Origin of the sequence: Kribbella sp. NBC_00709 (assembly GCF_036226565.1) — a bacterium.
Classification (GTDB): Bacteria; Actinomycetota; Actinomycetes; order Propionibacteriales; family Kribbellaceae; genus Kribbella.
Genome location: NZ_CP108996.1, coordinates 21,897 through 44,801, shown reverse-complemented (window position 1 = coordinate 44,801; position 22,905 = coordinate 21,897). Strand labels below are relative to the sequence as shown.

The window sequence follows — 22,905 nt, the reverse complement described above, 5'->3', positions numbered from 1 at the left end:
GGTGGACGAGGTCAAAAGGTTGTTGGAGGGTTTCGCGGATCAAGCCGCAGACGGGCTGCCGGACGCTGACATCGAGGCCGATGTCACCCGCGGCCGCCGCGCCCTGCGCCGGATCAAGCGCCGGCGTCGCGTCACCGGTGTGCTGTGCGTTGCCGCTGTGTCGGCCCTCGCCCTCGCGATCGGCAACCAGGTGAAGTGGTGGGGGAACACCACCGAGGTTGCTGGAGGCTCAGGTGAGTCGGAGACCAGCGCGGCCGCGTCCCCGACTCCCGCGACGGCGCCGGCGGCCGAACCGTCGAGCGGCGAGACGATGTCGATGTTCGGCGCCTCGGTCGTCGAGCTGGTCGCCAACAACCAGCCGTGGCGGACGATCAACTGCGGCCTGACGCCGAAGGGCTGGAGCGCGGAGGCGCCGATCGCGGCCGACCGTGTCGTGCTTTCCCAGCCGACGATGCGGACGGCGGACACCGCCGCCAAGGTCGTTCTGCAAGCAGCCCCGCAAGCACGCAGTCTCTCGGCGGTTCGCGTCACCGACGGCAACGGCAAGACCTTCCACATCGGCACCCTGGACGGCCGCCTGACCGGCCAGGTGAAGCTGTCCGACCAGTGGTTGCTGGTCGAGCTCCCGACCGGCACGGTCGAGTGGCCCGACGACGTACTGCGACGCTTCATGGACTCCTGCGCAGTGAACTAGCACTGTGGACTAGCACTGGCGCGAAGCCCGTCGGTGGGATAGCAAGGGGGTTGTCCCTGTCGCCGACGCCCCGCGGGAGTACTGGTGAAGAAGCTCGTCGCTTCGCTGTCTGCAGGTGCCCTTGTTCTGGCCGGTCTGAGTACGAGCGCCGCCGCGAACCCACCGAAACCACCCGTCAAGAACCCGACCGCGATCGGCTTCGGGGGAGCGGTGTCCTCGGTCGACGCGGACGCGACGGCCGCCGGTCTCGGCGTACTGCGGCGCGGCGGCAACGCGGTCGACGCAGCGGTCGCGACCGCTGCCGCGCTCGGCGTCACCGAGCCGTACTCCGCAGGCATCGGCGGTGGCGGGTACTTCGTCTACTACAACGCCAAGAGCCGCAAGGTCTCCACGATCGACGGCCGCGAGACCGCGCCGGCGACGATGCCGTCGGACGCGTTCATCGACCCGGCGACCGGCAAGCCGTACAACTTCACCCCCGAGCTCGTCACGTCCGGTGTGTCCGTGGGTATCCCGGGCACGCTGGCGACCTGGGACTCGGCCCTGCGCCAATGGGGTTCGCTGTCGCTGGGCAAGGCGCTCACTCCGGCTGCCGACCTGGCCGACCGCGGCTTCGTGGTGGACACGACGTTCAACCTCCAGACGCAGGAGAACAAGGCGCGGTTCTCGGCGATCGTGCCGACCGCGAAGCTGTTCCTGCCTGGTGGTGACGCGCCGAAGGTCGGCTCGGTGTTCAAGAACCCGGAGCTCGCGGACACCTACCGGATGCTCGGCAAGAAGGGCCTCTCGACCTTCTACGGCGGCGCTCTCGGTGCGGAGATGACCGCGGTGGTGAAGAACCCGCCGAAGACCGCGACCACCACGCTGCCGGTGATGCCTGGGTACATGACCACCGGCGACCTCGCGAAGTACAAGCCGTTGGACCGTGTCCCGACAAAGGTCCGGTACGACGGTCTGGACGTCTACGGAATGGCCCCGTCCTCGTCCGGTGGCACCACCGTCGGCGAGGCGCTCAACATCCTCCAGCCGCAGCACCTCAAGCAGCTGAGCACGCCGGACTACCTGCACAACTACCTTGAAGCGTCGGCGCTGGCGTTCGCGGACAGGGCGGCGTACGTCGGTGATCCGGCCTTCGTGAACGTGCCGACCAAGGAGCTGACCTCGGCCGGGTTCGGCGCCGAGCGGTCGTGCCAGATCGATCCGAACCACGCGGCGACCAAGCCGGTGCCGGCCGGATCGCCGGACGGCAAGTATCAGCGCTGCGCGAAGGGTGCCGCGACGACGCAGCGGCCGGACACCGAGGGTCTGTCGACCACGCACCTGGTCACGGCGGACAAGTGGGGCAACGTCGTCTCGTACACGTTGACCATCGAGCAGACCGGCGGCAGCGGCATCACCGTCCCCGGTCGCGGCTTCATCCTGAACAACGAGCTCACCGACTTCTCCGCGGTCTACGACCCCGCCGACCCCAACCGGATCCAGCCGGGCAAGCGGCCACGCTCGTCGATCTCGCCGACGATCGTGCTGCGTGGCGGCAAGCCGTTCATCGCCCTCGGATCGCCGGGCGGCTCGACCATCATCACCACCGTCCTGCAGACGCTGACGAACCGCCTCGACCGCGGCATGACCCTGCCCGCGGCGATCGCCGCACCGCGAGCGTCCCAGCGCAACACCGTGACCGTAACGGCCGAGCAGTCCTTCATCGACAAATACGGCGCCGCGCTCGCGCCGTACGGCCACACCTTCACACCGGCCGGCGCCCCCGGCTCCTCAGCCGCCGAGATCGGCGCCCTCGAGGGCCTGGAATTCCTGCCTGGCGGCGCAATCCTCGCCGCCGCGGAGCCGAGCCGACGCGGTGGGGGAGCAGCCGGAGTCGTCTGGCCTAGATAGTCGTGATGATCGCGGCGACCAGGGCGACCCGTTCGGCCAGGGTCGCCGCGATCACCTGCTCGTGGACGGCGTGGGCGCCTTTGCCTACCGGGCCTAGGCCGTCCAGGGTCGGGATGCCGAGCCAGCCGGTCAGGTTGGTGTCGGCCGCGCCGGATGCGGCCGCACCGCCGACCTCCTGGCCGACGGATCGCCCGGCCGCCGCCACCTTTGCCAGCAGCTCGTCGGTTGCCGGCGACGGCTGCCACGCCGGGCGGTTCGACATCACCCGCACTTGCAACTCAGCGGCTCGAACCGGTTGCAGGGCTTCGACAGCTGCCAGCACTGCCTTCTCGGTCGACGGATCGACAAAGCGGAACCCGATGTCAGCCGCCGCGGATCCCGGTACGACGTTCGTCCGCCCACCGCCCGTGATCGTGCCGACGTTGCACAGCACTTCGTCGTACTCCGCGACGATCCGCCGAACCGCGATCAGCTGGTCGACGAGCTCGTCGATCGCGGAGATCCCGCTGTCCGGGTCGAGCGCGGCGTGCGCCTCGCGGCCGGTGACCTCGATGCGGACCCGCGTGCTGCCCCAGCGCGACGTCTTGAGGTCGCCGTTCGGATGCGGCGGCTCCAGTCCGAAAGCGGCGTACACGCCTTCCGCCTCGGCAGTCACCAACGAGCGTGCCGAGGGCGAACCGACTTCCTCGTCGGCGACCACGACGACCCGCACCGGCCGGTGGTCCTGGTCGGCGACCTGCTCCAACGCGGTCTCCAGGACGACGAGTCCGCCCTTCATGTCGAAGACGCCCGGGCCGTGGATGACGCCGTCCTCCTCGCGCCACGGCATCGCGTCCGCGAGCTGCCCGATCGGCCAGACGGTGTCGTGGTGCCCGAGGAAGAGCAGCGGCGCCTCCGCGGCCCGCGGCCCGCGACCGGGGAAGTCGGCCACCAGGTGATCGCCCGTCGGCATCGGCACCCGGCGAACGGTCGCGCCGAGCGCGCCGTACCGCTCGGCCAGCCGGTCGGCGAAGGCGTTCAGCGCCGCCGCGTCTCCGGTCGGTGTCTCCGTGCGGACGTACTCCTGGAGTCGCTCGATGATCATGGATAGTCAACGTATCATCATCTGATCACCGATTGACTCCCTTGAGATCAATGGGATCTACTCAAGATATGAATCGTATCTCCGAGGTGAGCTTCCGTGCTGTCTCGCTCACCACGGCGTCGAGGTTCGCCGAGGCCTCGGAGCTGTACCGCGCGGTCTTCGGCTACCTCGACCCGGCGTACGGGCTGAATCCGCGGCTGCTCGGTGCGCTGGCGAGCAACGGCGGATCGGTGGTCGGCATCCTCGACGAGAGCGACAAGCTGGTCGCCTTCGCGTACGGCTTCGCCGGCACCGACCGGCGTGGCTTCTACCACTACTCGCAGTCGGCCGTGGTCGCCGCCGACCAGCAGGGGCACGGCCTCGGCCGGATGCTCAAGCACGCCCAGCGAGAAGTTGCCCTGAGCCACGGTATGTCGCGGATGCGCTGGACGTACGATCCGGCGCAGGTTCGCAACGCGCACTTCAACCTCGACGTCCTCGGCGCGCGCGGCCGCTGGTTCGCCCCGGACATGTACGGTCCGGGCACCAACCGGGTGATCGTCGAGTGGGACCTGACCCGCGAGCGGCCGCCCGCCGTCGACGAGGCCGCGCTGACCGAGCTGGTCCTGCCGAGCGACCCGGCCGAGCTCCGCAAGTCCTTCGAGACCTTGCTCGGCAAGGGACTGGTCGCCGTTTCCTGCCGCCGCCTTCCGGATGGCAACGGCGCCTACTACTTCGGGCCGGCCGATGCCTGACGACCCGCGCAACCGCGAGCTCGCCAGCCCCCACGAGCGGTACGACGCCCGCCTGCAACGCCGGTCCTCGACGCTGCTGCAGCGCCGCGTGGTCGAGCAGGAGCGCGCGTCGATCGACGAGGCTCTGGACCAGATCCTGACCGACGAATCCATCGCCCAGGCGGCGGCCCGGATCGTCGCGGCCCGCCGGCGCTTCATCGTCGGCTCGGCGAAATCGTTCTCATATGCGTCCTTGCTGGCCTTCGATCTCGGCGCCGGCCTGTCGCAGGTGACGTTGATCGACGGCACGGTCGTCCGCGGCGTCGACGTACTGTCCGACGTCCGGTCGAACGACCTGATGGTCGCGTTCTCCTTCCGCCGGTACCGGCGCGACACCGTCGAGATCGCGCGGCGCTTCGTGGAGGCGGGTGGGGAGCTGGTCGCGGTCACGGACTTCGAGGACGCGCCGCTGGCCAAGATCGCCGACCAGAGCATCTACGTCGCGACCGGGAGTGCGTCGTACGTCGACTCTCCGACCGTCGTCGCCTCCGTGCTGCACGTGCTCGCGACGCTGACCACGGCGAGCGCGAAGGGCGCGCGGCGGCGGCTGCTCGAGCGGGACCGCCTGAACACGGAGCTGGGGCTGTATGTCAACTGAACTGAAGATCGTCGCCGCCCGGCTGCATCGGGTGCGACTGCCGTTGGTGCACGAGTTCCAGACCAGCTCACACCGTAAGGCGTTCCTCGACCACATCCTGGTCGAACTGGAGGACGCGTCCGGCGCGGTCGGCTGGGGTGAGATCGCCTCCTCATCCGATCCGTACTACGCGCCGGAGACCGTCGAGTCCTGCTGGCACATCGCCTCGCACTACCTGCTGCCCGCCGTCCTGAATCACTCCTGGACACACCCGGCGCAGCTTGCAAGCCGCTGGTCGAAGGTCCGCGGCAACTTCTTCGCCAAGGCAGGCGTGGACACCGCCGCCTGGGTGCTGTACGCAGAGGCCAACTCCATGCCGTTGGCAACAGTCCTGGGCGGAGAGCGCACAGAGGTCGTCGCGGGTGTCTCGCTCGGCATCGAACCGACGATCGACGACCTCCTCACCCAGGTCGCCGCGCAGGTGACCGCCGGCTACCCGAGGGTGAAGCTGAAGATCGCCCCCGGCTGGGACATCGAACCGGTCCGGGCGGTGCGGACGGCATACCCGGATCTCGATCTCCATGTCGATGCCAACGGCATCTACACCGCCGGAGACCTGAAACTCTTGCAGGAGCTGGACGAGTTCGGCCTGACGATGATCGAGCAGCCGTTCGCGCCACGCGACCTGCTCACGCACGCCGAGCTGCAACGCACGATCGAGACACCGGTGTGCCTGGACGAGAGCATCGAGACCGTCGACGACCTGGAGACGGCGCTGGCGCTACAAGCGCTGCAGGTCCTCAACATCAAGGTGTCCCGGATGGGCGGCCTGACCCCAGCGCGTGAAGCGCACGACCGGGCGCGGGACGCAGGCATCCCGGTCTGGTGCGGCGGCATGCACGAGTTCGGCATCGGCCGGCTCGCGAACGTCGCACTCTCCAGCCTCGCCGGGTTCACCCTCCCATCGGACGTGTCCGCCTCGGAGAAGTACTACGCCCGGGACGTCGTCGAACCCGCCGTCGTCGCGGCCGACGGCGTCGTACAGGTGCCCGAGGCAACCGGTCTCGGCCATGCCGTGGACCGGGCGCTGATCGAGGCCAACACTGTCGCCGAGCTGTCCCTCGGGCCAGAACAGGAGTGACTCCATGCGCGTGGCAGTGACCGGCGGCCTGATCGCCGACGGGACCGGCGCCGAACCGATGCCCGGGACCGTGCTGGTCGAGGGCGATCGCATCACCGCGGTGCTGTCACCCGGTGCGACGCCGTCCGGGGCAGAGGTCATCGATGCCACAGGCAACATTGTGGCACCGGGGTTCATCGATCTTCACTCACATGCGGATTTCAGTCTGGGCTCAAGTCCGGCCGCCGAGTCCCAGCTGGCCCAGGGTGTCACCACGCTGGTCGCGGGCAACTGCGGCTGGTCGCCGTTCCCGGTCACCGACCTGGAGACGTTGCGTGCGGGTACGGCGTTCCTCGGGTCGAAGCACGACTGGTCCTGGGACGATCTCGGCGGGTTCGCTGCAACGTTGGAACCCGCCGTGAACCTGGCCCTCCAGGTGGGGCATTGCACGTTGCGGATCGCGGTGATGGGCAACGCTCGCAGGGCGCCGTCACCGGACGAGCTCAGGCAGATGCAAGACCTGCTCCGAGCGGCTGCCGACCAAGGCGCGGTCGGGTTCTCCACCGGGCTGATCTACGCACCGGGCGCCTACGCGTCGCCGGAGGAGGTGGCTGCGCTCGTCGCCACCGCCGCCGAGTGCGACCTGCTCTACTCGACCCACATCCGCAACGAGGGCGCCGGCCTGCTCGCGGCCCTCGACGAAGCGATCTCCGCCGCACGCCGTGGTGGAGCACGCCTCGAGGTGTCCCATCTCAAGGCAGTCGGCAAGGCCAACCACGGTCTTGTCGACGCTGCGCTCGAACGTCTCGAACAGGCCGATGACGTCGGCTGGGACGCCTACCCGTACACCGCGACCAGCACCACGCTCACCACCCGCCTGCCCACCTGGGCCCTGGCCGACGGCACGCTGCTCGATCGGCTCGCGGATCCGGCCGAACGCGAGCGGATCGCCGACGCCCTGCGCTCCGACAAACTCTTGTCGCCGGACTCGGTCGTCATCGCCTCACTGCCACCCGGTCGCTACGAGGAAAGCCGCGGCCTCAGCCTGACCGAGATCGCCCGGCGCGACGACGTGGACGCCGCCGAGATCGTGCTCCGCATCCTCGAGTCCCACCAGGCCGCGGTCAGCGTGGTCAACCACGCGATGAGCGAGGACGACGTCGTCACCGTCCTCGAACACCCTCGTACGGCGGTCGCCAGCGACGGCTGGATCATGGACGCGACCGGCCCCGGCCACCCACATCCGCGCAACTTCGGCACGTTCCCACGCGTGCTCGGCCACTACGCCCGCGATCTGGGCATCTTCACGCTGGCCGAGGCCATCCGCCGAATGACCTCCCTACCCGCGGCTCGCCTCGGATTCTCCGACCGCGGCGTGATCGAACCCGGCGCGATCGCGGACCTCGTCGTCCTCGACCAGGACACGATCGCCGACAAGTCGACGTACGACGCACCGTGGCAACTGTCCGTCGGCGTCGACCACGTCCTGGTCGCCGGTCAGCTCGCCCTGGCCAACGGAAAACCCACGGGTCTCCGTCCGGGCCGCGTCCTCACTTGAACCGTTTGGGTTCCTGCGGCAACGGCGCAGGGACCCCACCGGCCTTATTCGTCCCGGTCTCAAGCCATCCGTCGTGCTCGGCCACCACGCGCTCTACCTCGTCGCCGGCGGTCAGCACGACGACCCACGGGTGGTCCTCGTCGTCGTCCTCACCGTGAAAGCGCCCCCGCCGCACCTCGCCGCCGAGTTGCTCGGCGACGGCCTCCGCGTCGTCCTGCTCCCAGAAGTAGGCGGTCAGCACCGTACGATCTCCTTCATGAGCACGTTTCCCTGGTTGAAGGGTCACGGTACGGAGAACGATTTCGTGATCCTGCCCGATCCCGACGGTTCACTGCACGGTGAGCTGGACACGGAGCTGGTCCGGTTCCTGTGCGATCGGCACGCCGGGCTGGGCGCCGACGGCGTACTGCGGGTGATCCAGGGCGACAAGCAGTCGTACGTCGAGGACGGTGGCGACTGGTTCATGGACTACCGGAATGCGGACGGTTCGATCGCGGAGATGTGCGGGAACGGCATCCGTGTCTTCGTGAAGTACCTGGCGGACGCGGGGCTGATCGACGACAAGCCCGTCCAGATCGGCACTCGGGCCGGCATCAAGGCAGTCACCCAGAACGACGACGGCACGCTGACCGTCGACATGGGCGAGCCGGCCCTCCCCGGTCCCGGCGGGATCGTGGTCGAGGCCAACGGTCACCAGTGGCCCGCCGTCCATGTCGACATGGGCAATCCGCACGCGGTCGCGTTCGTCGACAACCTGGACGAGCCGGGCAACCTGTGCGACCAGCCGAGCTGGTCGCCCACCTCGGCCTTCCCGCACGGGGTGAACGTGGAGTTCGTCGTACGGCGGGATGCGCACGATGTGCAGATGCGGGTGCACGAGCGTGGTGCGGGGGAGACGCGGTCCTGCGGGACCGGCACGTGCGCGGTGACCGTGGCCGCGGCGCGCCAGGCCCGCGACGAGCTCCCGGTCACGTACCGGGTCGGCGTACCGGGTGGTGAAGTGAGCGTGACGTGGCGTACGGACAACCATCTGGAGCTGACCGGACCGGCCGTTCTGCACGCTCGCGGGGACTTCGATCGCGCCTGGCTTCCCGCCTGAGGGGAATCTCGGTACTGCATGGGGCGTTGACGTGGGTAAACGGGTCGCCTCTACTGGAGGCCCGTGCCACCATGGAAGGTATATGACGACCCAATCACATGCATACGACGAGACCACCGACGTCGAAACCGACCTCCTCGAGGGCGATGACTCCGGCGCTTCGTTGTCGGGTCACGATGAGTATGAACACGAACTGAGCACCGAGGGCCTCGAGCTGGAGGAGCGCCAAGCGCTTCGCCGCGTGGTCGGGATGTCCACCGAGCTGACCGACATCAGCGAGGTCGAGTACCGCAAGCTGCTGCTCGAGCGGGTGCTGCTGGTCGGCGTCTGGACCGAAGGCAGCGCCGAGGACGCGGAGAACTCGCTGGCCGAGCTCAAGCTGCTCGCCGAGACCGCCGGTTCCGAGGTTCTGGACGGCGTGATCCAGCGGCGGAAGAAGCCCGACGCGGCGACCTTCATCGGTTCCGGCAAGGTGGTCGACCTGCGCAACCTGGTCGCGTCGCTCGGCGCGGACACGGTGATCGCCGACGGCGAGCTCGCTCCCGCGCAACTGCGCAACCTGGAGGACAAGCTCAAGGTCAAAGTGGTCGACCGGACCGCGCTGATCCTGGACATCTTCGCCCAGCACGCGAAGAGCAAGGAAGGTAAGGCCCAGGTCGAGCTGGCGCAGCTGCAGTACATGAAGCAGCGCCTGCGTGGTTGGGGTGGAAACCTGTCCCGCCAGGCCGGTGGACGCGTCGGTGCGGCCGGTGGCGGTATCGGTGGCCGTGGTCCCGGTGAGACCAAGATCGAGACCGACCGGCGCCGGATCAACACCAAGATCGCCAAGCTCCGCCGTGAGCTGAAGAGCCTGAAGGGCAAGCGTTCGACCCTCCGCCAGGAGCGTCGCCGCAACCTGGTGCCTTCGGTCGCGATCGCGGGGTACACCAACGCCGGCAAGTCGTCGCTGCTGAACAAGATCACCGGCGCCGGCGTGCTGGTCGAGGACGCGTTGTTCGCGACCCTGGACCCGACCACCCGGCGTACGACGGCCGCGGACGGGCGCGTGTACACGCTGACCGACACCGTCGGGTTCGTCCGGCACCTGCCGCACGACATCGTCGAGGCGTTCCGCTCGACGCTGGAGGAGGTCGCGGACGCGGACCTGCTGCTGCACGTCGTCGACGGTTCGCACCCCGACCCGCTGGCGCAGATCCACGCGGTGCGCGAAGTACTGGCCGAGATCAACGCGACCGACGTGCCCGAGATCATCGTCATCAACAAGGCCGACCTGGCCGATCCGATGACGCTGGCGCCGATCCTGCACCGCGAGCCGCACGCCATCGTGGTGTCGGCCCGCACCGGCGAGGGCATGGACAAGCTCCGCGAGCTGATCGAAGGCGGGCTGCCGCAGCCGCACGTCGCCCTCGACGTCCTGCTGCCGTACGACCGCGGCGACCTGGTGTCCCGGATCCACTCCGAAGGCTCGGTCGAGCAGCTCGAACACACCGCCGAGGGCACCCGCGTAACAGCCCGGGTCCACCCGGCCCTCGCCGGCGACCTGACGCCGTACGCAGTGGCCTGATCCACACAGGAACAGCCCCCGGAGAATCCTCCGGGGGCTGTTCTGCGTCGTGCTACTTGCGCTTGGAGACCTGCACCTTCATCGAGGTGCCGGTCTTCGAGACGACCTTGATGTTGACCCCGTTGTTCGGGACCTTGACGCTGCTCGTCGGCTGGTCCGCGGTCCAGTACGACTTGCTGTCGTTGAAGGTCTGGACGGCGTTCTGGCCGCGGATGTAGCTGGCCTGCCCGTTGACGTGCAGGCTGAACGAGTCCGCCTTCTCCAGGCCGAACGGCGCATCGTACGCCGCGACCCGCGGACGCCAGATCTGGCCGTCGAGCCGGTTGATCGGCGTCGGGTGCGAGTCGATCGGCAGGATCAGGCCCTCACCCGGGTGCTCGTTGGTGTTGTTGTCCTCCTGCGAGGTGTCCCAGTACCAGATCAGCAGACCGTCCTGGTACGGGAAGTGCTCGACCTTGTCGGCCAGCGTGCTCGCCCACCCGAAGTTGTACGGGCCGGTCTGCAGGTTCTTGTCGTAGTCGACGTAGTTGATGTTCGACGCCAGGTAGTAGTTGTCGTGCTGGCTCGTGTACGACGCGCCGACCGCACTGAACCCGTTCAGCGTCCACCCGTCCGGCGAGGTCTCCGCACCGGAGCTGACAACCGTGGTGGAGCCCGAGTTCACCTTGATGTCGTCGGCGAAGAAGCCGATCCCGCCGGCCGCCGGGTCGGTGGCGTAGCGGAACTGCAGCGTGATCGTCTTACCGGCGTACGCCGACAGGTCGAACGTGGCAGGCACCCAGCCAGGGCTCTTGCCGTCGATGCCGTTGCCCTCGGCGGCGTTCGTGATGCTGCCGGGGATCGTCTTGAAGCCGGATCCGTCGTTCACGTCGACGTAGGCGTAGTCACACGCCGTCGTACCGCAGTCCTCGATGTCCCAGTTGGCCTGGAAGGTGAGGCCGGCGGGCTGACCGGCCGGCAGCGCGACCTGCCGGCTCATCGTGTGCGTGAAGTTGTTGCCCTGACCGCTCCACCAGTCCTTGGTCCCGGCGGGCGGCTGGACGAGCTGGTGCTCCACCTGTTTCTTCGGCAGCGTCACCACCAGGCCCTGGGCCTTCTTCGAGTTGTACTCGTGGGGGCCGAGGTCGACGGTCCGGTTCTGGCCGGCGGTCACGATCTCGTAGTCGAGCCAGCCGAGCTGCAGCTTGTCCCAGGCGTTGAAGTCGGCCGCCTGCTCGCCGATACCACCGTCGCTGGGCTTGCTGACGCGACTCTGGGACATGATCGTCCACCAGTTCACGCCGTTCTCGACGGCCGCACCGGAGGTGTCGTACTCGTCCGGCAGACCGAGGTCGTGGCCGTACTCGTGCGCGAAGACGCTGATGCCGCCGTTCTCCGGCTGGATCGTGTAGTCACCGACGTAGAGGCCGGTGTCGCCGATCTGCGCGCCGCCGTTCGGGTTGGTGGCCGGGCCGCCGGGGAAGCCGGCGAACCAGCGGTGCGACCAGATCGCGTCCTCGCCCTGCCACGGGTCGCCGTCGGCCTGGTCGCCGCCGGCGTGCACGATCTGGAAGTGGTCGATGTAACCGTCGGGCTCGTTGAAGTTGCCGTCACCGTCGTAGTCGTAGCGGTCCCACTGGTCGAACGACTTCAGGTCCGCGGTGATCGCGGCCTTGGTCCGGCCCTTCGCTTCCTGGTCGGCGACCCACTGGTTGACCGCGTCCTGGATCAGGCTCCAGGTGTTGTTGCAGACGTTGCCGGCGCACGGGTAGCCGTTCGAGCGGCCGTACCGAGCCTCGTTGTACTTGACCTTCACCCAGTCAGTGACCTCGCCGGACACCGAGTACCGGCCGGACGACTGCTTCTCGTAGTACTTCTTCACCGAGTTGCCGTTGCCGAAGTACAGGTCCTGGAAGTGCTTCTGGCTGTAGTCGGCCTGCCAGACGGTCGAGTTGTCGACCGAACGGTCCGGTGCCGGGATCGCGTTGTGCAGCGGTCCCTCGAAGGTCGCCGGGCCAGGGACCGCCGGCGCGGTGTCCTGGTCGGGGTAGTTCGGGTGCCGCTCGTTGCCGAACTCGGCGAGTACGACGAAGATCCGGTCGGTCTTCTCGCGGCTCAGCTCGACGTACTGGTCGACCTTGCCCTTCGCGTTCTTGGTGCCCTTGGCGCCGGCGGCCTTGGTGCCGACCTTGACGACCGTGCTGCCGTTGCGCTGCTCGGGCGTGGCCTGTCCGTTGATGACCTGGGTCAGGGCTTCCTGCCGCAGCTCGCGGCGCTTGTCCTCCAGCGGGCTGGACAGCTCGTCCGGTGCCGGCGCGGCCTCGCTGGCGATCGGCGCCGACCCTTGTTTGGGCGGTGTGGCGGCGTTGGTTGCCGAGGCTGCGGCCATGCCGAGCCCGGTCGTCGCCGCCAGAGCCAGGCTGAACAGCCCGGCGGGTAGCTTGCGCACGATTCCCCTCCGTGTCTGATAACGCAGTGTGATCGAAGCTCCCCCGAGCGTGTTTGCGCGAGGGTACGGGGAAAATCCGCTCAGCTGAAGGTGAAACTGAGGAAAACCTGTGAAGGTGCGGGGAATCCTGCGCACTGAGTAATAGGGCTCACGCCCGGCAGCCCGGGTCCTTGGCAGACTGTCCCGCGTGGAGCGCGAGACGGTCGACCTGCTGCAGCCGCTGTGGCGTGCGCTGGTGGTCTTCCGCGTGATCACCTGGGCGTTCGCCTGTTTCGGCGTGTGGACCCGCTGGGACGGCATCGCCCGGCCGTCCGGCGCGGTGCTCCAGATGGTCGTGATGGGGATCTGGACGCTGATCTCGTCGCTGGGCTACAGCCGTCGCTGGGGGCGCCGCAACACCCGGCTCGCGTTCGCGGACCTGGCCGTCACGGTCGGCTGCATGTACGCGACCTTGTGGGCGCAGCCCCTGATCGACATCCGCGGCGGAGCGTCGGTGCTGACCTCGGTCTGGGCCGCCGGACCGGTCCTCGCGCTGGCGATCTCCCGCGGCCGCGACGGCGGCCTGCTCGGCGCGGCCACGATCAGCCTGGCGCTGTTGTCCCTGCGCGGCGTCGAGAACGCCTCGAAGATCCTCAGCAACGTCGAGCTGCTCCTGGTTGCCGGTCTGGTCGTCGGGTACGCCGCCTCGACGATGCGGCGGGCGGGCGCCCGGCTCCGGTCGGCGATCGCTGCGGAGAGTGCGACCGCCGAGCGGCTGCGGCTCAGTCGCTCGATCCACGACGGCGTACTGCAGGTGCTCGCGCAGGTCCAGCGCCGCGGTACGGCGATCGGCGGCGACGCGCTCGAGCTCGCCCAGCTCGCCGCCGAACAGGAAGTTGCCCTCCGCACCTTGATGTCGACGCGCCCGGCCGTGGCCGAGGGCGGCAAGGCGGACCTGTGCGGGCTGTTGTTGCCATTAGCCACGACCCGGGTCGACGTCGTCGTACCGGCCGCGCAGGTCCTGCTGCCCGCCGCCACAGCTGTTGAACTGGTTGCCGCGGTCAAGGAGGCCTTGAGCAACGTCACCAAGCACGCCGGCCCGGACGCCCGCTGCTGGGTGGCGATCGAGGACCTCGGCGACAATGTCGTGGTCTCGATCCGCGACGATGGAGTCGGTACGACGCCCGCCCGGCTCGAGCAGGCCCGCGTCGACGGCCACCTGGGCGTCAGCCAGTCGATCCGCGGCCGGATCGCCGACCTGGGCGGCACCGTCGCCGTACGGACCGCACCAGGCGAAGGAACCGAGTGGGAGCTGAAGGTCACCGCATGACCCGAGTCATGATCGTCGACGACCATCCGATGTGGCGCGAGGGAGTGGCGCGCGACCTCGGCAGCCGCGGGTACGACGTGTGCGCGACCGCCTCGGACGTCGCGAGCGCGGTGAAGATCGCGCTGGCGACCCGCCCGGACGTGGTCGTGATGGACCTGCAGCTCGGATCCGGATCCGGCGTGGACGCGACCCGCGAGATCACCACGGCGCTGCCCGACACGCGAGTCCTCGTGCTGTCGGCGAGCGCCGAGCAGGACGACGTACTCGCAGCGGTGAAGAACGGCGCGTCCGGGTATCTGGTGAAGTCCGCGTCGCTGGACGAGTTCGACGAAGCGGTACGCCGTACTGCCGAAGGCGACGCGATCTTCAGCGCCGGCCTGGCCGGACTGCTGCTGGGGGAGTACCGCCGCCTCGAGGCCGTCGGGCCGGACGTGCCCCAACTGACCGACCGAGAGACCGAGGTACTACGACTGGTAGCCCGCGGCCTCACCGCGAAACAGATCGCCACCCGCCTGGTCCTCTCCCACCGCACCGTCGAGAACCACGTCCAGAACACCCTCCGCAAACTCCAACTCCACAACCGAGCCGAACTCGTCCGCTACGCCATAGAACACGGCCTGGACAGCTAGCCCACGCGTACTCCGCGGCTGGTACTCGCGACCCAGTCGCTTGTGGGATTGTGCACTCGCGGCTTGAATGGGTTCGTACACTGTGCGTCCACGCTTGGCGTGGGTGCTCTCTGTCACGACATCCGCACTGCGGGTGCCCAGCCCCGGAGGCTTCGGTGAACCGGTCGTCCCTCATCCGTGTACTGCTCGCGTTCCTGGTTCTCGCGGCGTCGACGTACGTCACGCTGACCGCGAAACCACAGCTCGGTCTCGACCTGCGCGGCGGGACGCAGATCGTGCTCGAGGCGAAGGATTCTCCGACGGTCAAGGCGACCAAGGAGACGACCGACAAAGCCACCCAGGTCCTGCACCGGCGGATCGACGCGCTGGGCGTCAGCGAGCCCAACGTGACCCGCCAGGGCGAGAACCGGATCATCGTCGAGCTGCCCGGTGTGCAGGACCCGCGCGAGGCCGCGAAGGTGATCGGCAAGACCGCGCAGCTGACCTTCCACGAGGTGCTCGACCAGGTCGCCACCAAGCCGGCCAAACCGGCGGCAGGCGAGCTGTATCTGCCCAGCGAGAGCGGCCAGGGTTTCCTCCGGCTCGCCAAGCCCGCGATGACCGGTGAGCTGGTCAGCGGCGCGGAGGGCCGGCTCGACCCGCAGCAGGTCGCGCAGGGCTGGTTCGTCGAGATGAACTTCAAGGGCGACGGCGGCAAGATCTGGTCGTCCATCACCGGCAAGGCCGCCTGCAACCCGGTGAACACCGCGCCCCGGCTGATCGCGATCGTGCTGGACAACGAGGTGATCAGCGCCCCGCAGGTCGACCCGAACGGCGGCAACCAGCTCTGCAACATCGGCATCACCGGCGGTACGACGACGATCTCCGGCGCGTTCACCGAGGAGGACGCGAAGGACCTGGCGGCGCTGATCTCCGGTGGCGCGCTGCCCGTGCCGGTCCAGGTGATCGACCAGCGGACGGTCGGCCCGTCGCTCGGCCAGGACGCGATCCAGGCCAGCGCCCTCGCCGCGATGATCGGTCTCGCGCTGACCGCCCTGTTCATCATCGTGGTCTACCGCCTCGTCGGCCTGATGGCGGTCCTCGGTCTCCTCGGGTACGCCGCGATGTCGTACGCCGCCTTGACCGCGCTCGGAGCGACCCTGACCTTGCCCGGCCTGGCCGGCTTCGTGCTGGCGATCGGGATGGCGGTCGACGCGAACGTTCTGGTCTTCGAACGCGCCCGCGAGGACTACATCGCCGGTCGCACAGACGGCCTTCGTCGATCGCTCCGAAGCGGCTTCCAGAACGCGCTGTCCGCGATCGCCGACTCCAACATCACCACTCTCCTCGCTGCCGGTCTGCTGTTCTTCCTGGCTGCCGGTCCGGTCCGCGGCTTCGGCGTCACGCTGTCGATCGGTGTGCTCGCCTCGATGCTGTCCGCGCTCGTCGTGACCAGGGTCTTCGCGGAGTTCGCGGTGTCGCGTGGCTTCATCCTGCGTCGCCCCGCCCTCAGCGGCATCGCCGGCCACGGCCGGGTCCGCACCTGGCTGGAGGCGCGGCAGCCGGCGTTGATGAAGCACAGCCGCCGCTGGCTGGTGATCACGGCCGTCGCGATCATCGTGAGCGTGGCCGGCGTCGCCGTACGCGGTCTGAATCTCGGCATCGAGTTCACCGGCGGCCGGCTGATCGAGGTCAGCACGACGCAGCCGGTCACGCCCGATCAAGCACGGGCCGCCGTGGGCGAAGCGGGGTACCCGACCGCGGTCGTGCAGGCCTCCGGGACCGACGACATCACCGTGCGGACCGGGACGATCAGCGACGACGAAGCCGAGAAGATCAAGGAATCGATCTCGCGGATCGGCAGCGGCGCCGAGGTGATCCGCAACGAGAGCATCGGCCCGTCGCTCGGTGAGGAACTGCGGAACAAGGGCCTGATCGCGCTCGGCATCGCATTGCTCGCACAGCTGGCGTACCTGGCCGCCCGCTTCCGCTGGACCTTCGGCGCCGGCGCGGTGCTGGCGCTCGTGCAGAACGTCGCGGTCGTGGTCGGCGTCTTCGCCTGGACCGGGAAGCCGATCGACGGCATCTTCCTGGCCGCGATCCTGACGATCATCGGCTACACGGTGAACGACTCTGTCGTGGTCTTCGACCGCATCCGCGAGACCCGCAACGCTCGTGCCACCGACAACCTCGGCAAGGTCATCGACACCGCGATCGTCAACGTTCTCCCGCGGACCATCAACACCGGCATCTCGACCCTGTTCATCCTCAGCGCACTGCTGTTCCTGGGCGGCGATTCGCTGGCCGACTTCGCCCTCGCGCTGCTGCTCGGCATCCTCGTCGGCACCTACTCGTCGAACCTCACCGCCGCGCCATTCCTGCTCGAGCTCGAACGCCGCTACCCAGCCCCACCGCCCCGTCCGAAGCGCGCCCAGGTCGACCGCGACGCCCAACCCGACCGCGGCGCCGTCGTCTGACGCGCTCAGCAATCTGTCAGGGTCGGAGGGCTAGCCTCCCGGCCCATGCAGATACGAGTCTTCCCGGCCCCAAAGGTCCCCGCGGTATTCTTGCTGTTCTGGGTGGTCAAGCTCCTGACGACCGGGATCGGCGAGACCGCATCGGACTTCCTCGGCACCATCAGCATCCCGCTGGCGGCCGTCGTCGGGGTCGGTGGCTTCTTCGCCGCCCTCTACCTGCAACTGAAGGCCGAGAGCTACCACCCGGTGCGCTACTGGACGACCGTGCTCGGCGTCGCCGTCTTCGGCACGATGATCGCCGACGGACCACATGTCGCGCTCGGTACGCCGTACTGGTTCGACTCCATCGTGTACCTCGTACTGCTGTGCGGCCTGCTGACTTGGTGGAAGCGCAGCGAAGGCACCATCTCTGTGCACTCGATCACCACGGCGCGGCGCGAGCGGTTCTACTGGGGCGTCGTCCTGCTGACCTTCGGCCTCGGCACCGCCGTCGGTGACGCCACCGCCATCGACTTCGGCCTCGGCTTCACCTGGTCGATCCTGCTCTTCGCCGTGCTCATCGTGGTGCCGCTCGGCCTGTGGAAGCTCGGCCTCAACGTCACGGTCGCGTTCTGGGCGTCGTACGTCCTGACCCGACCGCTCGGCGCCTCGGTCGCCGACTGGCTCGGCAAAGGCACCCACGACGGCGGTGTCGGCTGGGGAATCGGCCCCGTCACCGGGATCGGGCTACTGCTCTTCGCGGTGTTCGTCGCCTACCTGACCGTGACTCACAACGACGTCGATCATGCGGCGGTCCACGCCCGTGACTCGGCCGGCAGCGAACCCGACCCGGTCCTCGACTCGGCTCCCTAGACCTCGCGTCTCCGCAGTGGCGCTCGGTTATCCACACCCCCGCCTGCCGGATCGGAAATCTGTCCGTCCTCCGGGCTAGGGTGTGGCGGTGGGTGTTGATGTGCGGGATCTGCTGGAAGCTGCCGTGGCCGGGATCGCAGGACAGACGCGGCCAGGGCAGGTGGAGATGGCGCAAGCCGTGGACACCGCGATGCATGACGGATCGCATCTCCTCGTCCAGGCCGGCACCGGCACCGGCAAGTCCCTCGGGTACCTCGTGCCCGCGCTGCTGCATGCGATCGAGGACCGCCGGGTGGTCGTCTCCACGGCAACCCTCGCGCTCCAGTCACAGCTCGTCGACCGCGACGTGCCGGCGCTCCTCGACGCGACGGAGAAGCTCCTCCCGCGCAGACCGTCGTACGCGATCCAGAAGGGGCGGAACAACTACGCCTGCCTGCACCGGATCCGCGAGGGCGCACCGGACGAGGACGGGATGCTCATCGACGTGCCGCCGCCCGGTGAGGTCGGCCGCCAGGTGATCGAGCTGCGCGACTGGGCCGAGCAGCAGCTGGCCGACGGCGAGGCCGGCGACCGGGACCACGCGCCCTCCCACCAGTACCAGGCCTGGCAGCAGGTGGCGATCGCTGCGCGCGAGTGCCTCGGCGCGCAGAAATGCCCGTACGGCGAGGAGTGTTTCGCCGAGAAGGCCAAGGAGCACGCCCGCAAGGCCGACATCGTCATCACCAACCACGCCCTGCTCTCGATCGACGCCTTCGAGAACCGGACCGTCCTGCCCGAGCACGACGTCGTGATCGTCGACGAGGCTCACGAGCTGCCCGCCCGGGTCACCGGCGCCGCGGGGGACGAGCTGTCGCCGCAGATGGTCGAGCGCGCCGCCAAGCGCGCCCGCCGGTTCGTCGACGACGACAAGGCCGACGACCTGATCGACGCCTCCGACGCCCTCCGCGCGGCCCTCGACGGCACCCGCGAAGGCCGGATCGAGGCAGCCAACGGTCCGGTCCTGGAGGCTGCCGCCCTGGTCCGCGACGCCGCCCGCGGGATGTATTCCGACCTCAACAAGAAGTCCGACGACAAGGACGACGACCCGGACGGCGCCAAGCGGCAGTCCAAGGGCGCGGTCAAGGAGATCTTCGACGTGGCCGAGCGGGTCGCCGCGCTGAGCGATCTCGACGTCGTCTGGATGATCGACCGCGACCGCTTCGGTCGCGAGCTCCGGATCGCGCCGCTGACCGTAGCCGGCCTGCTCCGCGAGCTGGTCCTCCGCGGGCGCACCGCCGTCCTCACCTCTGCCACGCTCACCCTGGGCGGCGACTTCGACGCGATCGCCCGCCAGGTCGGTCTCCGGCCCGCCGACAAGCTCGACGACGACGAGGAAATGCCGGAGCTGGAGGACTCGGAGACGGCTCCGCTGCCGTGGCGCGGTCTCGACGTCGGCTCCCCGTTCGAGTACGAGAAGCAGGCGATTCTGTATGTCGCCAAGCATCTGCCGCCCCCGCACCGCGACGGGCTGGGCAAGAAGCAGTTCGAGGAGATCATCGACCTGATCACCGCGGCCGGCGGCCGGACACTCGGCCTGTTCTCGTCCCGTCGCGCCGCCGAGGCCGCGACGGCCGCAGTGCGCGAGGCCACTGACCTCAAGGTGCTGTGTCAGGGCGACGCGCAGCTCGGTGAGCTGGCCCGCGAGTTCGTCGACGACCCGGAGACGTCGCTGTTCGGGACGCTGTCGCTGTGGCAGGGGATCGATGTGCCGGGCTCGACCTGCAATCTGGTGATCATCGACCGCGTCCCGTTCCCGCGCCCCGACGAGCCCCTGATGGCAGCCCGCCAGCGAGCAGTCGACGAAGCGGGTGGCAACGGGTTCATGGCTGTCGCCGCGACGCACGCCGGGCTGCTGCTCGCCCAGGGCACCGGCCGGCTGATCCGCCGCAGCACCGACCGCGGCGTGGTCGCGATCCTCGACCCCCGCATCGTCACCCAGCGGTACGGCGCGTTCCTGCGCGCCTCCTTGCCCCCGATGTGGCCGACCGCCGATCGTGAGAAGGTGCTTGGCGCCTTGAAACGACTGCAGTCCTCATGAGCCCGGCCGGTCCGCCCGTGCTGCCGATGATGGCGGCGCTGGGGCAGATGCCATCGGGTCCGGGCTGGTCGTACGAGTTGAAGTGGGACGGCATCCGCGTCATCGCCGAGGTCGACAACGGGGTGTGCCGGCTGTGGTCGCGCAACAGCCACGACATCTCCGGCGGGTACCCGGAGCTGATCGGTCTCGCCGAAGCGCCGGGGTTGCGGCTGCCCGCCGTACTGGACGGTGAGATCGTCACCCTGGACGAGAACGGAGCCCCGTCGTTCGGTCTGCTGCAGCGCCGGATGCACGTCCGCGATCCACGCCAGCTCAGGCACCTGATCACCGAGGTGCCGGTCTCGGTCCGGCTCTTCGACATCCTTCGGTTCGACGGCAAGTGGTTGCTAGAGGCAACGTACGACGAACGTCGCGGTCTGCTCGACTCGCTCGACATCGGCGACCCGTTCTGGGAGATCCCACCGGCGCTGCTGGACGGCACGGACGCCCTGGACCAGTCCGCCGCGCAAGGACTCGAAGGCGTCGTGGCGAAGCGGCGCAAGTCGCGGTACCTGCCGGGCCGTCGCAGCGCCGACTGGATCAAGATCAAGCCGGTGCAGACCAGGGACGTCGTGCTGTGCGGGTGGCATCCGGGGGAGGGCAACCGGGAAGGGATGATCGGTTCCTTCTACTGCGGCGCGTACGCCGAACCGGGTGGCGACCTCGTGCTGATCGGTAAGGTCGGATCCGGCCTGGACTTCGCGACCCTCGACATGCTCAGCGCGGAACTGTCCGGCCTCGAGGTCGACCGCCCGTCGTTCGACGCGTCGAGCATCCCGATGACCGACCGGCGGCGCGCGCACTGGCTCGATCCCGTGCTGGTCGCCGAGGTCACCTACTCCGGCTGGGGCGGCGACGGCCGGCTCCGGCATCCGGTCTGGCGTGGATTGCGGCTCGACATCGACCCCGAAACGGTGCTGGTGTCCTGAGCCGGGGGAGCGACATGCAGACAGCCGAGGTAAATGTTCGGAATGCGGTGAGAATTCTGTGGCACTGCGACGGTTGTTGTTCAGATGTCGCAGAAAACAAGGAATTTCCGCCAACACCGGCAGCGAACCTCGGTGCTCTTCACGCTGAACGACTTGTTGCGCACGGCCCCGAACCGCGATGGGTCAGTCGTTCGTTTCCCTCGACGGCGCAGGCACCGCCAGCGCGGCCTCGATCTTGTCGGCCAGCTTCTCCGGCGAGTGGGTGGGCGCGTAGCGCGCGATCACCCCTCCGTCGCGACCGAGCAGGAACTTGGTGAAGTTCCACTTGATCCGGCCGCCGAGCAGGCCGCCCTGCTCGCGTTTCAGCCAGTTGTACAACGGGATCGTCTTCGACCCGTTGACGTCGATCTTGGCGAACATGGGGAACGTGACGTGGTAGATCGTCGAGCAGAAGTTCGCGATCTCGTTCTCGTCACCAGGCTCCTGATGGCCGAACTGGTCGCAGGGAAAGCCGAGCACCGAGAAGCCCTGCCGGCGGTACGTCCGGTAGAGCTTCTGCAGACCTGAGTACTGCGGAGTCTGGGCACACTGCGACGCCGTGTTCACCACCAGGAGCACCTGGTCGCGGAAATCGGCAAGAGACTGTTCATTGCCTTCGATCCGCGTGGCGCTGAAGTCATAGACAGTCGTCATGACTCAATGCTGACACGACACGCCCGACTTCGCTCGCCGTCTGAGATTTCAGACTCGGCGCAGAACTGTTACGACCTTTCCGAGAATGACCGCGTCCTTGCCGTCGATCGGCTCGAACGCCGGGTTGTGTGGTAGCAACCACACCTCGGACTTGGTCTTCTTGAACGTCTTCACGGTCGCCTCGCCGTCGATCATCGCGGCCACGATGTCGCCGTTCTCCGCGGTCTGCTCCTGCCGGACGACCACCCAGTCGCCGTCGCAGATGGCCGCGTCGATCATCGACTCACCCTTGACCTTCAGCATGAACAGCGTGCCCTCGCCGACCATTGCCTTGGGCAACGGAAAGACCTCTTCGATCTCCTGCTCGGCGAGGATCGGGTTACCGGCGGCGATCTGGCCGACCATCGGGACGTAGACCGCGTCCGGGTGCGCGTCACCGGCCCCGGTCTCGTCGTACGCCGTCTGCCGCACCGCACTGAGCGCCGACCGCCGGGCCGCGGCGTCGACCTCGCCCGGGTAGCGGACCTCGATGGCCCTGGGGCGGTTGGGATCGCGGCGGAGCAGACCCTTCTGCTCGAGCACGCGGAGCTGGTGTGACACCGACGAGGAGCTGGTCAGTCCGACCCGCTCACCGATCTCGCGCATCGACGGCGGGTACCCCCGGCTGTCCACCGAATCGCGGATCACGTCCAGCACGCGGCGCTGGCGCGGGGTCAGGCCGGTCGCGTCGGCCGGCCCGTCGGGCAGCTCGCTGACGGTCCGGTCCCGAGCCTTGTCCCCAGCCTTGTCCGCACCGGTGCGCTCGTCGTTGCTGGAACCGCTCGGCGTCCTGGCCATCGGTGGTTGCTCCTCGGGTCGGGCCGGCGATCACACCACCGGCCGAAGCTTGCTCGACTGTGACGACCGTAGACCGAATCCTGAGATTCTTCAAACATCTGTTCGAAGGCGTGTCGGTTCGCACGTCTGTTCGTGTGTCAGGTTATAAGTCGCGCGCGAGGCATCCGGGGCGGTGGGAATTTTGCGGGCGTGTCCTGGTTGGAAATGGTTGCGCGACGGGCGCCTGTCGGTTAATCATTCGTACAGACGTTCGATCGAACAGGTGTTCGGTCCGGTCGGGCGGGGCCGCTCTTCAGA

At 68.5% G+C, this 22,905-nt stretch carries 19 protein-coding genes; 14 read left to right on the top strand and 5 right to left on the bottom strand.

Going from position 1 to position 22,905, the window contains the following annotated elements; translation table 11 throughout:
• The first annotated feature begins 1 nt into the window (after window position 1).
• Both OHA18_RS00200 and ggt read left to right on the top strand, forming a co-directional pair.
• Window positions 2-694, top strand: coding sequence for a hypothetical protein (locus OHA18_RS00200; protein WP_329001321.1), 693 nt, complete (start codon window positions 2-4; stop codon window positions 692-694).
• An 84-nt stretch (window positions 695-778) separates the two neighbouring features.
• Window positions 779-2,584: a gamma-glutamyltransferase gene (ggt, locus tag OHA18_RS00195; RefSeq protein ID WP_329001319.1), complete on the top strand. Its 1,806-nt coding sequence runs from the start codon at window positions 779-781 to the stop codon at window positions 2,582-2,584.
• Here ggt and OHA18_RS00190 read toward each other — a convergent pair.
• On the bottom strand, window positions 2,577-3,668 hold the full coding sequence (locus OHA18_RS00190; protein ID WP_329001318.1) for a M20/M25/M40 family metallo-hydrolase: 1,092 nt from the start codon (window positions 3,666-3,668) through the stop codon (window positions 2,577-2,579). The two genes, ggt and OHA18_RS00190, sit on opposite strands and share 8 nt — an antisense overlap.
• 68 nt (window positions 3,669-3,736) lie before the next feature.
• Between OHA18_RS00190 and OHA18_RS00185 the strand changes: the two genes are divergently transcribed.
• From OHA18_RS00185 to OHA18_RS00170, 4 genes are read left to right on the top strand one after another with little or no spacing between them, the layout of a single operon-like run.
• Window positions 3,737-4,402, top strand: a complete 666-nt coding sequence (locus tag OHA18_RS00185) for a GNAT family N-acetyltransferase (protein ID WP_329001317.1) — start codon at window positions 3,737-3,739, stop codon at window positions 4,400-4,402.
• A complete protein-coding gene (locus tag OHA18_RS00180; protein WP_329001316.1) occupies window positions 4,395-5,039 on the top strand; it encodes a MurR/RpiR family transcriptional regulator in 645 nt (214 codons plus the stop codon). The genes OHA18_RS00185 and OHA18_RS00180 overlap by 8 nt, the downstream gene beginning before the upstream one ends.
• Window positions 5,029-6,159 (top strand): o-succinylbenzoate synthase, encoded by a 1,131-nt coding sequence (menC, locus tag OHA18_RS00175; protein ID WP_329001315.1) that lies wholly within the window; start codon window positions 5,029-5,031, stop codon window positions 6,157-6,159. Before OHA18_RS00180 ends, menC begins: the two co-directional genes overlap by 11 nt.
• A 4-nt stretch (window positions 6,160-6,163) precedes the next feature.
• Window positions 6,164-7,696 (top strand): N-acyl-D-amino-acid deacylase family protein, encoded by a 1,533-nt coding sequence (locus OHA18_RS00170; protein WP_329001314.1) that lies wholly within the window; start codon window positions 6,164-6,166, stop codon window positions 7,694-7,696.
• On the opposite strand, the gene OHA18_RS00165 is transcribed toward OHA18_RS00170, so the two are convergent.
• Window positions 7,689-7,937 (bottom strand): hypothetical protein, encoded by a 249-nt coding sequence (locus OHA18_RS00165; protein WP_329001313.1) that lies wholly within the window; start codon window positions 7,935-7,937, stop codon window positions 7,689-7,691. The genes OHA18_RS00170 and OHA18_RS00165 overlap by 8 nt on opposite strands.
• Before the next feature lie 15 nt (window positions 7,938-7,952).
• On the opposite strand from OHA18_RS00165, the gene dapF reads away from it, so the two are divergent.
• Both dapF and hflX read left to right on the top strand, forming a co-directional pair.
• The gene (gene dapF / locus OHA18_RS00160; RefSeq protein WP_329001311.1) at window positions 7,953-8,795 is read left to right on the top strand and encodes a diaminopimelate epimerase; all 843 of its coding nucleotides are present in this window, start codon (window positions 7,953-7,955) and stop codon (window positions 8,793-8,795) included.
• Between the two features lie 82 nt (window positions 8,796-8,877).
• Entirely contained in the window at window positions 8,878-10,359 is a 1,482-nt protein-coding gene (gene hflX / locus OHA18_RS00155) for a GTPase HflX (protein WP_329001310.1), read from the top strand.
• Window positions 10,360-10,411: 52 nt separating this feature from the next.
• Here the strand turns inward: hflX and OHA18_RS00150 are convergent, their stop codons facing one another.
• Window positions 10,412-12,787, bottom strand: coding sequence for an immune inhibitor A domain-containing protein (locus OHA18_RS00150; RefSeq protein WP_329001308.1), 2,376 nt, complete (start codon window positions 12,785-12,787; stop codon window positions 10,412-10,414).
• 187 nt (window positions 12,788-12,974) lie between these two features.
• Here OHA18_RS00150 and macS point away from each other — a divergent pair, with 187 nt between their 5' ends.
• The 6 genes from macS to ligD all read left to right on the top strand — a co-directional run bounded on the left by macS (window position 12,975) and on the right by ligD (window position 21,078).
• On the top strand, window positions 12,975-14,096 hold the full coding sequence (macS, locus tag OHA18_RS00145; protein ID WP_329001307.1) for a MacS family sensor histidine kinase: 1,122 nt from the start codon (window positions 12,975-12,977) through the stop codon (window positions 14,094-14,096).
• Window positions 14,093-14,725, top strand: coding sequence for a response regulator transcription factor (locus OHA18_RS00140; protein WP_329001306.1), 633 nt, complete (start codon window positions 14,093-14,095; stop codon window positions 14,723-14,725). The genes macS and OHA18_RS00140 overlap by 4 nt, the downstream gene beginning before the upstream one ends.
• A 155-nt stretch (window positions 14,726-14,880) precedes the next feature.
• The gene (gene secD, locus OHA18_RS00135; protein ID WP_329001304.1) at window positions 14,881-17,181 is read left to right on the top strand and encodes a protein translocase subunit SecD; all 2,301 of its coding nucleotides are present in this window, start codon (window positions 14,881-14,883) and stop codon (window positions 17,179-17,181) included.
• Window positions 17,182-17,226: 45 nt separating this feature from the next.
• Window positions 17,227-18,033, top strand: coding sequence for a COG4705 family protein (locus OHA18_RS00130; protein WP_329001302.1), 807 nt, complete (start codon window positions 17,227-17,229; stop codon window positions 18,031-18,033).
• Between the two features lie 82 nt (window positions 18,034-18,115).
• Window positions 18,116-20,110 (top strand): ATP-dependent DNA helicase, encoded by a 1,995-nt coding sequence (locus OHA18_RS00125; RefSeq protein ID WP_329001301.1) that lies wholly within the window; start codon window positions 18,116-18,118, stop codon window positions 20,108-20,110.
• Window positions 20,107-21,078 (top strand): non-homologous end-joining DNA ligase, encoded by a 972-nt coding sequence (gene ligD, locus OHA18_RS00120; RefSeq protein ID WP_329001300.1) that lies wholly within the window; start codon window positions 20,107-20,109, stop codon window positions 21,076-21,078. Before OHA18_RS00125 ends, ligD begins: the two co-directional genes overlap by 4 nt.
• A 183-nt stretch (window positions 21,079-21,261) precedes the next feature.
• On the opposite strand, the gene OHA18_RS00115 is transcribed toward ligD, so the two are convergent.
• Complete coding sequence (locus OHA18_RS00115; protein ID WP_329001299.1) at window positions 21,262-21,771, bottom strand: glutathione peroxidase; 510 nt, start codon at window positions 21,769-21,771, stop codon at window positions 21,262-21,264.
• Window positions 21,772-21,819: 48 nt separating this feature from the next.
• The gene (lexA, locus tag OHA18_RS00110) at window positions 21,820-22,608 is read right to left on the bottom strand and encodes a transcriptional repressor LexA (protein WP_329001297.1); all 789 of its coding nucleotides are present in this window, start codon (window positions 22,606-22,608) and stop codon (window positions 21,820-21,822) included.
• Window positions 22,609-22,905 lie beyond the last annotated feature (297 nt).

Bases quoted from the DNA above. Each gene is read 5' to 3' on its own strand.
- OHA18_RS00190 (WP_329001318.1), bottom strand. From the start codon at position 3,668: ATGATCATCGAGCGACTCCAGGAGTACGTCCGCACGGAGACACCGACC.
- OHA18_RS00185 (WP_329001317.1), top strand. From the start codon at position 3,737: ATGAATCGTATCTCCGAGGTGAGCTTCCGTGCTGTCTCGCTCACCACG.
- OHA18_RS00180 (WP_329001316.1), top strand. From the start codon at position 4,395: ATGCCTGACGACCCGCGCAACCGCGAGCTCGCCAGCCCCCACGAGCGG.
- menC (WP_329001315.1), top strand. From the start codon at position 5,029: ATGTCAACTGAACTGAAGATCGTCGCCGCCCGGCTGCATCGGGTGCGA.
- OHA18_RS00170 (WP_329001314.1), top strand. From the start codon at position 6,164: ATGCGCGTGGCAGTGACCGGCGGCCTGATCGCCGACGGGACCGGCGCC.
- dapF (WP_329001311.1), top strand. From the start codon at position 7,953: ATGAGCACGTTTCCCTGGTTGAAGGGTCACGGTACGGAGAACGATTTC.
- hflX (WP_329001310.1), top strand. From the start codon at position 8,878: ATGACGACCCAATCACATGCATACGACGAGACCACCGACGTCGAAACC.
- OHA18_RS00140 (WP_329001306.1), top strand. From the start codon at position 14,093: ATGACCCGAGTCATGATCGTCGACGACCATCCGATGTGGCGCGAGGGA.
- OHA18_RS00130 (WP_329001302.1), top strand. From the start codon at position 17,227: ATGCAGATACGAGTCTTCCCGGCCCCAAAGGTCCCCGCGGTATTCTTG.
- ligD (WP_329001300.1), top strand. From the start codon at position 20,107: ATGAGCCCGGCCGGTCCGCCCGTGCTGCCGATGATGGCGGCGCTGGGG.
- OHA18_RS00115 (WP_329001299.1), bottom strand. From the start codon at position 21,771: ATGACGACTGTCTATGACTTCAGCGCCACGCGGATCGAAGGCAATGAA.
- lexA (WP_329001297.1), bottom strand. From the start codon at position 22,608: ATGGCCAGGACGCCGAGCGGTTCCAGCAACGACGAGCGCACCGGTGCG.